Source organism: Rhodoluna sp. (genome assembly GCF_036721215.1).
Lineage (GTDB): Bacteria > Actinomycetota > Actinomycetes > Actinomycetales > Microbacteriaceae > Rhodoluna.
In genome coordinates this window covers 350,931-365,210 of record NZ_DAIMLM010000001.1, presented here as the reverse complement: position 1 = coordinate 365,210, position 14,280 = coordinate 350,931, and the positions used below count along the sequence as shown (strand labels likewise).

Below are 14,280 nucleotides of genomic sequence, written 5' to 3'. Positions count from 1 at the left end.
CTAATTAGCCGTTCTTCATCTTCTTGGACTTAGCCTGTGCTCCAGCTAGGTCTGCGTAGTCATCCTGCTTGCCAGTTTTTAGCAATACCCAACCAACAGCAAATGATGCTGCTGTTGCAAGGGTGATTCCCAAAATTACTCCCAGGTGGTTTCCCGGAGGGGTAACTGCTAGCCAAGCGAAGATTGAACCTGGTGATGGTGTTGCTACCAGTCCAGCTCCAGTAACCATGAATGTTCCCACTCCAGTAGCACCACCAGCGATAGCTGCCAAAATCATCTTTGGCTTTAGTAGTACGTAAGGGAAGTAGATCTCGTGGATTCCACCAAGGAAGTGGATAACGATTGAACCAGGTACTGATCCGCGAAGAACCTGAGGACCTGCAAGCCAGAAAGCTAGCAAGATTCCAAGTCCAGGACCAGGGTTGGTTTCGATCATGAATGCGATTGACTTGCCAGTTTCGGCAGCCTCAACAACACCCAGTGGAGCCAAAACTCCAAAGTTAATTGCGTTGTTTAGGAACAGTACCTTAGCTGGCTCCACAAGCAATGAAGCAAGTGGTAGCAATGAACTGTCGACTAGGAACTTAACTCCCGCACCCAAGACATTTGAGATTGCGGTTACAGCTGGGCCGATTCCTAGGAATCCACCGATAGCTGCTAGTAGACCTGTGATTCCGAGGCTGAAGTTTCCAATCAGCATCTCAAAGCCAGCAGGGGTTACTGGGTCAAGTACAGCGTCGATCTTCTTTAGAACCCATGCTGCCAAAGGTCCCATAAGCATGGCACCAAGGAACATAGGAATTGTTGATCCAACGATTACACCAACGGTTGCAACGGCACCGATAACGGCACCACGCTGACCGTGCACCATACGACCACCTGTGTAGGCAATCAAAATTGGTAGCAAGTTGATGATCATAGGACCAACCATCTTGGAAAGCTCCTCGTTAGGAATCCATCCGGTTGGAATAAACAGAGCTGTTAGCAAACCCCAGGCAATGAAGGCTCCAATGTTTGGAATCACCATTCCCGCAAGGTTTCCACCCAGCTTCTGAACTGCGGCGCGCCACCCGGTTTGGGTGCCTGTTCCGCTTGGAATATAACTACTCATTTAGTCGACTACCTCTCTGTAGTTTCTTTGGGTTGAGTTGCACTCTGACCAAACCTCCCGGCAAAAAGTTTCTTTTTGCCGTTTGGGTTAGCCCCTTCAAACGCTCGAGCGTTTGAAGCTTTTTTGCCGATGGTTCTAGTCATGCTAGATCCACCTCAATTCCTTGGGAAGTAAGTTTCTCAACGTGAAGTCGATCTGCGTCCACGTCGGTAACTACTCGGTCAATGTTTTTAAAGTTTGCAAAAAGAGCAGAGTAGCTGGAGCCAAACTTTGAATTGTCAGCGAGAACTATCGTCTCGTTAGCGTGCTCAATCATCGCTTTCTTTACTGCGGCTTCGTCTGGGTCAACAGTTGAAAATCCGTAGTTGATGTCGATTCCATTTGTTCCAAGGAAAGCAATCTGTGCTCGATAGCTTTTTAGATCTTCAACGGTCTTTGATCCAATCGAGCTAAGTGTTGTTGGTCTGATGCGACCACCTAGGAGATAAACCTGAGTCGCAGACTCTCCAAGAACGGAAGCAAGAGTAAGGCTGTTGGTAACAACCATCAGTTGTGGTTTATTGCGAAGTGAATCAGCTAGAAATTCTGTCGTGGTTCCACCGTCAACAAAAATGCAACCTTCTTCGGGAAGGTACTGTGCAGCAATTTGAGCAATGCGAGCTTTTTGTTCCGGGTTGCGGTTTTTGCGTTCTGGGAAAGTGAATTCATGTGAAAGGCGACCAGCAGATATTGCTCCGCCGTGAACTCGACGCAGGAGTCCGCGCCTTTGAAGAATATCTAGATCTCTGCGGACTGTCTCGACTGCGACGTTGAGCTTGCCGGAGGCATCGAGCGCGTCTATGCGTCCGTCCTTGTTCGACCATTCAATGAGTCGAAGCCTGCGCTCCTCAGCGAGCATTTGGTTCCTGTCCGAATCTGCCTGATTGTGTAGTTTTCTGACTGATTGAGGAAAAAACTAGCAGATAATTTGGCCCAAAATACCAGAAACAGGCAAAAAAGGACTCAAAAGCTAGAAAAACTAGCCTTGTAGCTCTCGGATCCGGGCGTCTTCGACCAGCCGCCACCACAAAAACACCGCAAATCCAGCAAATAAGGCCCATTCGAGGGCATAAAACAGAGTCAGCCAGTTCACCTGGGTGCCCGCTTCGGGCTGAGCAATCACAATTGTCTCTAGTCCAAAGCCTGGTTCGGAGTCCAGAACCATAAATCCAGCAAGGCTCTGAGCTCCAGCTCCTTTATATAGGTTCACCAGTTGAGCCAGCGAGAAGCTTTCCAGTAAGTAGGGCTTGTCTGGATCTGCCAGAGCAACTGGTCCCTCAGTTTGAAGATATCTTCCGGTCTGTTCCAAAAAAGCCTGAGGTTGAATTGATTCCATCAATTCCGCTCTTGCGGTTTCTGCTAACGAGAGACTCTCGGCAAAACCAATCCCAACACTCAAGCTTGCGGTTGAGTCACCGTCTTCTAGCAGCACACCAGCATTTGCAATGACCCAATATCCCGAGATCACTTCATCGTTTGTGCGCTGTAAGCGATTGGCAACAATGAAAACATTTTGGGTGTCAAGCATTAGCTCCGCTTTGACTCTTTTGTTGGCAGCTATTGCAGTAAGTGGCGCTCCGGGTTTTTCTGAATCAATCAGAACTAGTGGTGCTTGAGATAAATCCTCTGATTCAACTTCAGTGAAAGATCTCTCTAATTGCCACTGACCCAGTAGAGCGAATACTGCCGCAATCGCAAGCGCTAGGAATAATCCAAAAATCCATTTGGGTCTTCTAGCGACCTGAGACCAGGTTGGGTTAGTCATTAGCTCTTTACGTAAGGAGCAATTACAACTTCAACGCGCTGGAATTCTTTTAGATCTGAATAACCAGTAGTTGCCATAGATCTAGCAAGAGCACCAACAATGTTGGATGCCCCATCGGCTGAAGAAGAAGGTCCGGTAAGAATCTGCTTGAGTGATCCAGTTTGCTCAACGCGCACGCGGTGGCCTCGAGGAAGTTCCGCGTGGAAAGCCTCTTGGCCCCAGTGCCAACCGCGACCTGGAGCATCAGTCGAACGGGCAAGAATTGATCCGATCATCACGGCATCTGCTCCGCAAGCAATTGCCTTGACGATATCTCCCGAGGTTCCCAGTCCGCCATCGGCAATAACGTGAACATAGCGGCCACCGGACTCGTCCATGTAGTCGCGCCTAGCCCCAGCCACATCAGCTACAGCAGTAGCCATTGGGGCATGGATGCCAAGTACGGCGCGGGTTGTGGAGGCGGCACCGCCACCAAAGCCAACCAGGACCCCAGCTGCACCAGTGCGCATTAGGTGCAGGGCTGCGGTGTAGTTTGCTACTCCTCCAACGATTACTGGAACGTCAAGTTCGTAGATGAACTTCTTTAGATTCAATGGTTCAGAATCTTTGGCAACGTGCTCTGCCGAAACAGTGTTGCCGCGAATCACAAACAGGTCAACTCCGGCCTTCAAAACCACATCGCTGAACTGCGCGGTGCGCTGCGGTGAAAGGGCTGCTGACACTGTCACTCCGCCCGCGCGGATCTGCGCGATGCGATCGCGAATTAGCTCTGGCTTGATTGGCTCGGCATAAATCTGCTGCATTCTTGCAGTTGCTTCAGAATCTTTTAGCTTGGAGATTTCCTCAAGAAGTTTTTCTGGTTTGTCATACCTGGTCCAAAGACCTTCGAGATCTAAAACTCCAACTCCACCGAGTTTTCCAATTTCAATAGCAGTTTCCGGTGAAACAACGGAGTCCATTGGTGCTGCCAGAATCGGCATTGAAAATTGGTAGGCATCAATTGACCAAGCGGTTGAAACATCTTTGGGGTCACGGGTTCGCCTAGTTGGGACAATCGCGATGTCATCGAAGGCATAAGCGCTCTTGGCGCGCTTGTTTCTGCCGATTTCAATTTCGGTCATGAAGATTTCTCCTAGCGAGTTCCGTAGTTGGGGGCTTCAATAGTCATCTGAACATCGTGCGGGTGTGACTCTTTGAGCCCCGCTGCGGTGATGCGAACGAACTTTCCTTTTTGCTGAAGCTCAGGGATTGTGCCTCCGCCAACATATCCCATTGATGCCCTGAGCCCTCCGATGAGCTGGTGGGTAACCGAAGCCACCGAACCGCGGTAAGGGACCTGACCCTCGATGCCCTCTGGGACAAGCTTGTCTTCACGAAGCACGTCATCTTGGAAGTAGCGGTCTTTCGAGTAGCTCCTGGCTTCGCCTCTGGACTGCATAGCTCCAAGGGAACCCATACCTCTATACGTCTTGTATTGCTTGCCGCCAACGAAGGTGATCTCCCCTGGAGCCTCGTCGGTACCAGCAAGCAAAGAACCAATCATTACGGCGTTTGCGCCTGCAACCAGGGCCTTTGGAATATCTCCCGAGAACTGCAATCCGCCATCTGCAATAACCGGAACTCCGGCTGGCTTGCAAGCAAGACTTGCCTGGTAGACGGCGGTGATTTGCGGAACGCCAACACCAGCAACAACGCGCGTTGTGCAAATCGAACCTGGTCCAACTCCGACCTTGACTCCGTCAACTCCAGCGTCAACAAGTGCCTGGGCACCCTCGCGAGTTGCCACGTTGCCACCAATGATGTCAACGTTTTTTGCAAACGGTTCGGATTTAAGTTTCTTGACCATTTCCAAAACGGCTTTGTTGTGACCGTGAGCGGTGTCAACAACCAAAATGTCAACACCTGCATCGACAAGTGCCATTGATCTTTCCCAAGCATCTGTTCCAACACCAACCGCGGCTGCAACAAGTAATCTGCCGCTTGAGTCTTTTGAAGCCAGAGGATACTTTTCGCTCTTGTCAAAGTCTTTGACTGTGATCAGTCCGCGAAGTTTTCCCTGCTCGTCAACAAGTGGCAGCTTCTCAATGCGGTGCTGCGCAAAAATTGCAATTGCTTTGTCTGGAACAATTCCAACCGGAGCGGTAACAAGTGGCATCGCGGTCATGACGTCCTTGACCAGGGTTGTGGTTCTTTGCACGTCAAGAACAAATCTCATGTCACGGTTGGTGACGATGCCAAGCAGTAGGCCGTCCTCGTCGATAACTGGCAATCCCGAAACTCGGAACTTGCCACAAAGGTCATCGACTTCTTGAATAGTGGCTAGTGGGCCGATGGTTACCGGGTGGGTGATCATTCCAGCCTCAGACCTCTTTACTAGGTCTACCTGGCTGGCCTGGTCTTCCAGAGAAAGGTTGCGGTGCAAAACCCCAATTCCGCCCTGCCTGGCCATGGCAATTGCCAGCCTTGCCTCGGTAACGGTGTCCATGGCAGAAGACAGCAGTGGGATGTTGATTTCTACTCTTTTGGTGACCTTGGTTTTGGTGTTTACCTGAGATGGAACCACGTCAGATTCGCCAGGGAGAAGAAGGACGTCATCGTAGGTCAGACCAACTAGGCCAAAGGGGTCTGGCTGGGCCATTTTGTACCTAACTATTGGGGTCAGAAGCTTCTTTACCCAAGTCTAGTTTTTTTTCAGGCCTAAAGACAGTGCTATTCTTTGGTAAACCCTGAAAACTGGGCTAAATCTTAGATGAGGCATCGATGCCCAGGAATGACATGGAGGCACTTTGATCCTCTCCACAACCCAACGAGGTTCTAGAAGCTGGATTCAGCTCCTAATGCTGGCCGTTGTTACCGCCATAACCTTCGGTGGCCTGTTTGCAACCAGCGCCCATGCCGACGAAGTTGGCACAGACCTGCCTTTCAAGATTGTAGGAAACGTCAAAAACGAAGGAATTGCCCTTGAGGGTGTTCGAATCGTCGTATCCGGCGGAGGTTACACAGCTGAAACTGTTTCTGACGCAGACGGTAAATGGTACATAGGTGTTCCTGAGAAAGCTGGGTACACAGTAACCCTTGATCAAGAGACTTTGCCTGCTGGAATTGCGGTAATCGATGAAGCAGGTGCCGAACAATCGGTCGAAATAGGACCTTCGGGAAGCGTAACAATGAACTTCTTCATTGGTGCCGGTGAGCGAATTGTCGTCAGCTTGTTCGACCAAGTCATTGCTCGAATCATTTATGGGTTGAACTTTGGCCTAATGCTTGGGTTGGCAGCTGTTGGCCTTTCATTGGTGTTTGGAACAACTGGTTTATCAAACTTCGCTCACGCAGAAATGGTCACCTTCGGTGCCATTACCGCATTCTTCCTGGGTGGAGTTTTGGCACTTCCTATTTGGGTTGCAATTCCCGCTGCAGTTGTAATAAGTGGTCTGATGGGCTGGGGTCTGGATTCAGGTCTTTGGCGACCGCTCAGAAAACGTGGGCTTGGTCTTGTCCAGCTCATGATTGTCTCAATTGGTTTGTCTCTTGCGGTTCGTTACTTATTCCAATTCTTTGTTGGAGGAGGAACAACACAGCTTCCTGGCTTCGACTCTCCGAAGATCAAACTTTTTGGCGCAACCTCGCTGAGTGTCATTGACATCGCTTCGATGGTGTTGAGCCTTGTTGTGATTATCGGCTTTGCCTGGTGGTTGATGACTACCCAGACAGGAAAGGCCACCCGCGCCATTTCTGACAACCCAGACCTGGCAGCAGCTTCTGGTATTGACGTTGACCGCGTGATCCGGATCGTTTGGATTGTGGCGGCTGGACTAGCTGGACTTTCGGGCGTCCTTTGGGCTTACTTCCGACCAGGTATCAAGTGGGATATGGGAGCTCAAATTTTGCTTTTGATCTTTGCCGCTGTGACTCTTGGTGGCCTAGGAACTGCTTTTGGTGCCCTCCTTGGCGCCCTGGTAGTTGGTTTGTTAGTTGAAGTCTCCAGCCTCGTGATCCCATCGGATCTCAAGTACGTAGGAGCGTTGGTCGTTTTGATCGTGATCTTGCTAGTAAGACCGCAGGGAATCCTGGGTCGAAAAGAACGAATAGGTTAGGGAAGCAAGCTATGGACTGGTCTGCAATTTTATCCAACACCGCTCAAGGTCTTCTGAGCCCCGCCACTATGGCCTTCGCTCTAGCTGCACTTGGTCTTGCGATGCACTTCGGTTTCGCAGGACTTCTGAACTTTGGTATCGCCGGCTTCATGGCTATCGGTGCCTACGGTTACGCAATTTCGATTCTCACCTTCGGCTTCGAATGGTGGCAGGGAATCCTAGTTAGCTTGGTTGCCTCTGTGCTTTTCTCGCTAATCTTGGGAATTCCAACGCTTCGCCTTCGCGGTGACTACTTGGCTATTGTGACAATCGCCGCTGCTGAAATTCTTCGCTTGCTGTTTCTTACCAACGCGTTCGTCGATGTCACAGGTAGCGCTGATGGTCTCTCCGGATACCACAACAGCTTCCGAGCAGCCAACCCGTTCCCTGAGGGTGACTATGGATTTGGTCCTTGGACATACAACAACATCGAGTTCTGGGTTCTAATCTTGGGCCTAATCACTTTGGCTATCTGTGCCTTCTTGTTACTACTTCTTATGAAGAGTCCTTGGGGTCGAGTCATCAAGGGAATCCGTGAAGACGAGGATGCCGTTCGAGCCCTTGGAAAGAACGTGTTTGCATACAAGATGCAAGCACTTATCATTGGTGGAGTTTTTGGATCCTTGGGTGGAATCATTTACGCTCTGCCGTCATCGGTAAACCCAGGTGTTTATGTGACCTCGTTGACCTTCTTCGTTTGGACAGCACTTCTTCTAGGTGGAGCGGCAACCGTGTTTGGCCCAGTGCTTGGAGCGGTTATTTTCTGGGTGCTTCAGGCCTTCCTGTCCAACGTGCTACCCCAGCTCGTTTCCAGCGGAATTCTTCCGTTCATCAGTAGCATTCAGGCTTCAACCATCAGGTTCATCCTGGTGGGAGTCGGTCTCATGCTTCTTGTCATTTACCGTCCTCAAGGAATCCTTGGCGACAAAAAGGAGCTGACCTTTGTCAAGTAGTAGCGCAAAACTGCCAGGCAACCCTGCAGCCAAGACAACCGGACTGCACGTTGGAACGATTCGTCCAGGCGTGCCCAAGGTCGACCCGATTATCACAATCGACAATGTGTCTCGTAAGTTCGGAGGACTTGTTGCCGTTGATGTTGAGCACCTAGAGATTCCTCGAGGTGCAATCACGGCCCTGATTGGTCCTAATGGTGCGGGTAAAACTACACTTTTCAACCTCTTGACTGGCTTCGATAAGCCAGACACTGGAACTTGGAACTTTGCAGGAAAGTCCCTTGCGGGTATTCCTGCTTTCAAGGTGGCTCAGATGGGTCAGGTCCGTACCTTCCAGCTCACCAAGGCATTGAGCTTGCTTACCGTGTTGCAGAACATGAAACTCGGCGCCAAGGACCAGCGCGGTGAGAAGCTGATGTTCTCGATCTTCCCTTTCCTATGGAAGGCAAAAGAGCAAGAGATTGAAGAAAAGGCTCTAGAGCTTCTAAAGCGGTTCAAACTCGACACCAAGAAGGACGACTTCGCTGCCAGCCTCTCCGGTGGTCAGCGCAAGCTTCTGGAAATGGCTCGAGCCCTAATGACTGATCCAGTTCTTGTAATGCTGGATGAGCCGATGGCTGGAGTGAACCCAGCTCTAACCCAGTCTCTGCTTGAACACGTTCTGAACCTAAAGAACGAGGGTATGACCGTATTGTTTGTTGAGCACGACATGCACATGGTTAGACACATCGCCGATTGGGTTGTTGTTATGGCCGAGGGTCGAGTGGTAGCCGAGGGTCCAGCAGACGAGGTTATGAAGAACCCCGCTGTTATCGATGCTTACCTTGGTTCTCACCAAGACACTGATCTTGGAACAGTCACCGGGCGAATCACTTTGCCACCTAATAAGGGAAAGAAGTAAACCATGGCTAATGTTCCTGTAATTGAAACCAAATCATTGGTCGCGGGCTACCTTCCTGGAGTAAACATCCTTAATGGTGCAAACTTCTTCGCGAACCAGGGAGAACTTGTTGGAATCATTGGCCCAAACGGTGCCGGTAAGTCCACACTTCTCAAAGCAATCTTTGGCCTGGTAAAGGTTCGCGAGGGCGAGATCTTGCTATACGGAGAATCAATCGCGAACCTGAAAGCAAACCAATTGGTGGCTAAGGGAATCGGATACGTTCCTCAGAACAATAACGTCTTTCCTTCGCTAACTATTGAAGAGAACCTTCAGATGGGCTTGTTTCAAGACCCAAAGAGATATGCAGAGCGCCTGGAATTTGTGACTGGCATCTTTGCTGAGCTTGGTAAGAGACTCAAGCAACGTGCTGGTTCACTTTCTGGTGGAGAACGCCAGATGGTTGCCATGAGCCGTGCGCTCATGATGGACCCAAAGGTATTGCTACTTGATGAGCCTTCGGCTGGATTGTCACCAGTAAGACAAGACGAGGCATTCATTCGCGTTTCTGAGATCAACAAGGCAGGTGTGACAACCATCATGGTTGAGCAAAATGCCCGCCGTTGCCTCCAGATCTCTGACCGGGCTTATGTGCTTGATCAGGGTAAGGACGCCGTTGTTGGTAGCGGTCGTGAGCTACTAAACGACCCAAAGGTTATCGGACTCTACCTAGGAACCTTGGGTGAGTAACGAAATCACTTAAATGAAAAACCCCCGGGATTGCTCCCGGGGGTTTTTCTAATTGATGCTTACTACGGGGCTGGAACGTAAGTGTTGTCGTCCTGGTAGACGTATACACCGATGCTTGCCTCAGTAGGGTCACCATTCTCATCGAATGTGATTGGACCAGAAACACCATCGTAGTCAGCGACTCCGCCGTCGTTGATGATGTCAGCACACTCAGCAAAGCTGGTGCACTTGGTACCTGAACCGGAACCTCCAGAAACTTCCTGAAGCTTGCCAGCCATGTCAACGCCTTCTGCAGATCCAGCAGCAAGTGCTGCAAGAGCTAGAAGAACTACTGCGTCGTATGACTCAGGTCCGTAAGAGTAAACGCCATCTAGGTCAGGGTTACCCTCTGCTACCCAGTTGTCGTTCATTCTGGTTAGGAACTCAGGAATGGTCTCAATGTCCAAACCTGGAAGAGTTCCCTTTGCGCCGGTTAGAGTGCCTGGCTCAAATACGTCTGAGAAGTTAGCAAGGTTTCCATCAACAAAGTAAAGCTTGTCAGCTGGGAAGTCGCTTAGGCCAGGAATAATGGTCTTAACTTCTTCGAAGGTGATCAGAGCAATTGCGTCTGGGTTAGTTGCAAGAACTTCAGCAATCTGAGATGTGAAGTTAGTGTCACCGGTGTTGTATGTCGGTGCAGCTGTAACTTCTCCACCTGCAGCTTCGAAAGCCTCAGTTACGAAACTAGCAAGACCAGTTCCGTAGGAGTCGTTTAGAACGATCATTCCAAGGGTCTCGTGACCATCAGCAGCGATTAGGTTACCAAGAACCTCACCCTGTAGAACGTCAGAAGGAGCGGTACGGAAGTACAGTCCCTTGTCGTCGTAGGTGCTTAGCGCAGCAGATGTGTTTGCAGGTGAGAACTGAACTACTCCAGCTCCAACAACCTGGTCGATGAACTGCAATGAGGTACCAGATGAAGCAGCACCAATGATTGCGTTAACGCCAGCGTTTAGAAGACGAGGAATCTCGGTCTCGTATGCCTTGTTGTCTGTGTCACCGGAGTCTCCCCAAGTAACTTCAATCTGAACACCCTTGTCGGCTTCGTTGATCTCCTTAACAGCAAGAGCAACACCAGCTTCTTCAGGTGGGCCTAGGAAGGCTAGGTTTCCGGTCTGCGGAAGTGCAGTACCGATCTTTAGTGTTAGCTCGCCGCCAGCAGCGCCACCGTCTCCGGTTGCTGCGCAACCAGAAAGAACCAAAGCAGCAGCAGCTAGAGTAGCGACTGCAGTAGCGGTCTTTCTGTTACGACGAGAGAATGAAAATGAGCTCATTTTTCTCCTTTATATAATGGTTTTTGAACCATCTCCTAAGATATGGTTCAAGCTCCCAAGTATAGATTGGCCAAGTTTCGAAAACTATAGCCTTCAAGCCTGACTTCACTCTTCAGGAATCCGTAGCTTTGAAATCGGCCAAAAATAGCCAAAAAAGCCTGAATTTGTAGCCAAAATGGCTAATTTGCTTCGAAATCAGTTGTCAAAAGCCCATTTTTTGGCTTTATTACAATTCGGTTTCAAATTCTGGGACAAGTGTCCCTTAGGAAATCTGAGGGGTTGTTTGCTTACCTCTGTTGGTTAGCTGCCTAAGAGCATCGAAAGACAAGATTGCCAGGGCGAGCCAGACCATTATGAAACCAAACCAGCGAGCCGGTGCCATTAGCTCCTGAAAATAGAACAGCCCAAGTAAAAACTGCAACGTTGGGGTCAAATACTGCATGAAGCCGATGTAACTTAGCGGGACTCGTTTAGCGGCTGCTCCAAACAGTAGTAACGGAATAGCAGTTAGGAATCCATAGGCCGCTAAACCAAGCGATGGTAACAACCCTGCAGATCCGAACTGAATCTCAGCGAAGGTGGCAAGAAACACTAGCTGGGCAATTCCCAAAGGAAGCAGCATCGTAGTTTCTATTGTGAAGCTATTGAGTGCAGAAACTTTCCCACCCAAACGATTCTTAGCTAAGCCATAAATTCCAAAAGAGAAGGCAAGCAAGAGTGCGATTATCGGTGGCTGCCCAAGACTAAAAGTCATTACCAAGACCGCTGCAGTGCCGAGGCCAACGGCTACCCATTGAAAGATATTTAGCTTTTCTTTAAGGAATATTGTTGCGAGCGCTATTGTCACAAGTGGATTTATGAAATACCCAAGCGAGGCTTCGATCACATGTCCGTCGGCAACGGCAAAAACATAGACTTGCCAGTTAATGTAGATAACAACTGCTGCAACCGATATCCAAAGTAGCTGTTTGGGTTGAGAAAACACTGCACGGTATTCAGCAAACTTTCTAGTAATCAGTATTGCGCCGATGCCAAAAACAAATCCAAAGATTACTCGCCAGACAACGATCTCAAAAGGTTCAGCGAAAGACAGTGCCGCGATGACAATTGGGAAAGAGCCCCAAATTAGGTAGGCAGAAAGACCGTAGCCAATACCTTTGCCTATAGCTTTCTCACTCACACACTAAATCTAGGGGTAAATAAAAACCCCACAAGCAAGCTAGCCTGTGGGGTTTTCATAGAAAATGACTACTTGGTTATGACTGCCAATACGTCTCTGGCAGAAAGTACTAGGTACTCCTCGTTGTTGTACTTAAGCTCAGTGCCGCCGTACTTGGAGAAAATCACCATGTCGCCAACTGAAACATCAACCGGGATTCTTACTCCCTTGTCGTCAACGCGTCCTGGCCCAACGGCGATAACCTCAGCCTCTTGGGGCTTTTCCTGAGCAGTGTCAGGAATTACCAGACCTGAGGCAGTTACCTGCTCGGCAGCTGATGGACGAACAACAATACGATCTTCAAGCGGCTTGATTGAAACCGACATTATGACCTCTTCTTTGTCTAAGTTTTAGGTGGATTAGCACACTCGAGGTGAGAGTGCTAACTAAACAATAGCACGGGAAGACCAGCTCGGCCAAGGCGGGCTTGGTAGCCTGTAGCGATGGAGCGCGAGGACTTTATAAGGCTGGCTAGCCCTGGAGGCCAGTTATTACTTGATGAGCTGGTCTACTCCTCCGATAACGATGTGCTCAAGATGGTGGCTGGGCTAAGAAAAGCAGGCCATGATCCCATGACCGTGGCGGCGGCCCTAACCCAGGCAAAGCTTCGAAAAAGGGCGGTAGCCAAGTTTGGTGATTTTGCCCAGAGCATGCTCTTCACCGAGGCAGGCCTTGAGCAGGCTTCGAGGCTCAAAGTCGCTGCCTTACACGCAGGTAGGTTCCGGGCTGCAGGTTTAAAAGAGGTCGCGGACCTAGGGTGCGGCATCGGCGCGGAATCCATGGCTCTGGCCGCATTAGACATAAAGGTCCGAGCCTTTGAAATTGATGAGGTCACCGCAGCCGTTGCCACCTATAACTTGGCAGCTTTTGAGAACGTAACCGTGGAGCTGGCTGATGGTGAAAAGCTCGATTTCTCCCAGTTTGAGGCTTTGTTTTTGGATCCCGCTAGACGAGAGCTAAATGGGCCTAAGAAAGCCGAGGCCCAAAGGCATTTTGACCCAGCGAACTACTCGCCGAATTTCGATTTCTGTCTAGCCGCGGCTAGATCAAAACCCACTGGCATAAAACTAGGTCCAGGGCATGACAAGCGGCAAATACCAAATGATGCTGAAGCACAGTGGGTGTCTGTTGAAGGCGATTTAGTTGAACTTGGATTGTGGTTTGGTTCACTCAAGCGAGAAAACATCGCACGCTCGGCACTTTTAGTAACAGCTGATGGTCAACACGAAATAACTTCTTCAGAAACCGAAAGTCCTAACGCTCCACTTGGTGAATTAGGAAAGTATGTTTACGAACCAGATAACTCTCTCATTCGCTCCAGGTTGATTTCTGATTTCGCCGAACCACTTGGATTGCAAATTGTTAGCCCCGACATTGCTTACCTAACTTCCAATGAAAGAATCAGCTCGCCATGGATGCGTGGCTTTGAGGTTATCGATAACTTAGTTTTTGACCGCAAGCAACTCAAGGCTTACGTGAAGAAAAATGGAATCGGAATTCTCGAAATCAAAAAACGCGGTTCCGACATTTCACCCGAAGAGCTAAGACGTGAACTCTCCCCCAAAGGGGAAGGCGCCGCCACTCTGGTTGTTACCAGAGTGGGCGACGCCCACCGAGTGCTAGTCACGCAACCCATCAGCTGACTAGAAGTTTTTTGTTACCAGTCCCAACCCATTCGGTTTCCCATTTCCATGCCGTACATGTTCTTAAGGTAGGCTCCAGCGATTAGGAATCCGATGCTTGAGAGAATCCAGAAAGCGATTGTTACGTAGCCCACAATGGTTCCGGCCAGGGCTAGTCCGCGACCGCTTTGGCCAGATTTCTTAATCTGGGTTAGGGCAACGTGTCCTGTGATAATCGCCGCTACCGCTCCAATGGAGGTGAGGGCTGTAGCGATTGAAACAACCGCTAGGGTGTTGAGTTTGGTGAAATCGAACTTCTTATCTTTGTCTGCCATGTTGGCTCCTTCTTTTGATTTACCTAGCTCCATTTGAGCACCACAGTCTGGGGAAAGGGTTCGGTTTAGCTGTTAGTAGGCTGTGAGTAGAACAGCCCAAGTTTTGGCCATCTTGGTCCAAACCGCCATAATTAGAGCTATTCCCAACAGGTCCCAGGAG

Annotated in this window: 14 protein-coding genes; 5 read left to right on the top strand and 9 right to left on the bottom strand. The window is 49.8% G+C overall.

Going from position 1 to position 14,280, the window contains the following annotated elements; translation table 11 throughout:
- Positions 1–4 precede the first annotated feature (4 nt).
- The 5 genes from AC9UCN_RS01905 to guaB all read right to left on the bottom strand — a co-directional run bounded on the left by AC9UCN_RS01905 (position 5) and on the right by guaB (position 5,553).
- Positions 5–1,111: a PTS transporter subunit EIIC gene (locus AC9UCN_RS01905; protein WP_509523218.1), complete on the bottom strand. Its 1,107-nt coding sequence runs from the start codon at positions 1,109–1,111 to the stop codon at positions 5–7.
- Between the two features lie 139 nt (positions 1,112–1,250).
- Positions 1,251–2,009 (bottom strand): DeoR/GlpR family DNA-binding transcription regulator, encoded by a 759-nt coding sequence (locus AC9UCN_RS01900; RefSeq protein WP_509523216.1) that lies wholly within the window; start codon positions 2,007–2,009, stop codon positions 1,251–1,253.
- A gap of 120 nt (positions 2,010–2,129) precedes the next feature.
- Positions 2,130–2,915, bottom strand: coding sequence for an SURF1 family cytochrome oxidase biogenesis protein (locus tag AC9UCN_RS01895; protein ID WP_509523215.1), 786 nt, complete (start codon positions 2,913–2,915; stop codon positions 2,130–2,132).
- Positions 2,915–4,036 (bottom strand): GuaB3 family IMP dehydrogenase-related protein, encoded by a 1,122-nt coding sequence (locus AC9UCN_RS01890; RefSeq protein ID WP_509523213.1) that lies wholly within the window; start codon positions 4,034–4,036, stop codon positions 2,915–2,917. Before AC9UCN_RS01890 ends, AC9UCN_RS01895 begins: the two co-directional genes overlap by 1 nt.
- A gap of 11 nt (positions 4,037–4,047) precedes the next feature.
- On the bottom strand, positions 4,048–5,553 hold the full coding sequence (gene guaB, locus AC9UCN_RS01885) for an IMP dehydrogenase (protein WP_509523212.1): 1,506 nt from the start codon (positions 5,551–5,553) through the stop codon (positions 4,048–4,050).
- Between the two features lie 199 nt (positions 5,554–5,752).
- Between guaB and AC9UCN_RS01880 the strand changes: the two genes are divergently transcribed.
- Genes AC9UCN_RS01880 through AC9UCN_RS01865 form a run of 4 tightly spaced genes read left to right on the top strand, consistent with a single transcriptional unit; the run spans position 5,753 to position 9,631 of the window.
- Positions 5,753–7,009, top strand: a complete 1,257-nt coding sequence (locus AC9UCN_RS01880; RefSeq protein WP_509523210.1) for a branched-chain amino acid ABC transporter permease — start codon at positions 5,753–5,755, stop codon at positions 7,007–7,009.
- Between the two features lie 11 nt (positions 7,010–7,020).
- Positions 7,021–8,001, top strand: coding sequence for a branched-chain amino acid ABC transporter permease (locus AC9UCN_RS01875; RefSeq protein ID WP_509523209.1), 981 nt, complete (start codon positions 7,021–7,023; stop codon positions 7,999–8,001).
- Positions 8,002–8,011: 10 nt separating this feature from the next.
- A complete protein-coding gene (locus AC9UCN_RS01870; RefSeq protein ID WP_509523647.1) occupies positions 8,012–8,902 on the top strand; it encodes an ABC transporter ATP-binding protein in 891 nt (296 codons plus the stop codon).
- A gap of 3 nt (positions 8,903–8,905) precedes the next feature.
- Positions 8,906–9,631 carry an ABC transporter ATP-binding protein gene (locus AC9UCN_RS01865; protein ID WP_509523207.1) on the top strand — a complete coding sequence of 242 codons (726 nt, stop codon included), beginning with the start codon at positions 8,906–8,908 and terminating at the stop codon, positions 9,629–9,631.
- A 62-nt stretch (positions 9,632–9,693) separates the two neighbouring features.
- Here the strand turns inward: AC9UCN_RS01865 and AC9UCN_RS01860 are convergent, their stop codons facing one another.
- The 3 genes from AC9UCN_RS01860 to groES form a co-directional block, all read right to left on the bottom strand.
- On the bottom strand, positions 9,694–10,944 hold the full coding sequence (locus AC9UCN_RS01860) for an ABC transporter substrate-binding protein (protein WP_509523206.1): 1,251 nt from the start codon (positions 10,942–10,944) through the stop codon (positions 9,694–9,696).
- Between the two features lie 262 nt (positions 10,945–11,206).
- Entirely contained in the window at positions 11,207–12,124 is a 918-nt protein-coding gene (rarD, locus tag AC9UCN_RS01855; RefSeq protein WP_509523204.1) for an EamA family transporter RarD, read from the bottom strand.
- Between the two features lie 68 nt (positions 12,125–12,192).
- Complete coding sequence (gene groES / locus AC9UCN_RS01850; protein WP_509523202.1) at positions 12,193–12,489, bottom strand: co-chaperone GroES; 297 nt, start codon at positions 12,487–12,489, stop codon at positions 12,193–12,195.
- A gap of 117 nt (positions 12,490–12,606) precedes the next feature.
- Between groES and AC9UCN_RS01845 the strand changes: the two genes are divergently transcribed.
- A complete protein-coding gene (locus tag AC9UCN_RS01845; protein WP_509523200.1) occupies positions 12,607–13,806 on the top strand; it encodes a THUMP-like domain-containing protein in 1,200 nt (399 codons plus the stop codon).
- Positions 13,807–13,820: 14 nt separating this feature from the next.
- On the opposite strand, the gene AC9UCN_RS01840 is transcribed toward AC9UCN_RS01845, so the two are convergent.
- Positions 13,821–14,120, bottom strand: a complete 300-nt coding sequence (locus AC9UCN_RS01840; protein ID WP_509523198.1) for a DUF4190 domain-containing protein — start codon at positions 14,118–14,120, stop codon at positions 13,821–13,823.
- Positions 14,121–14,280 lie beyond the last annotated feature (160 nt).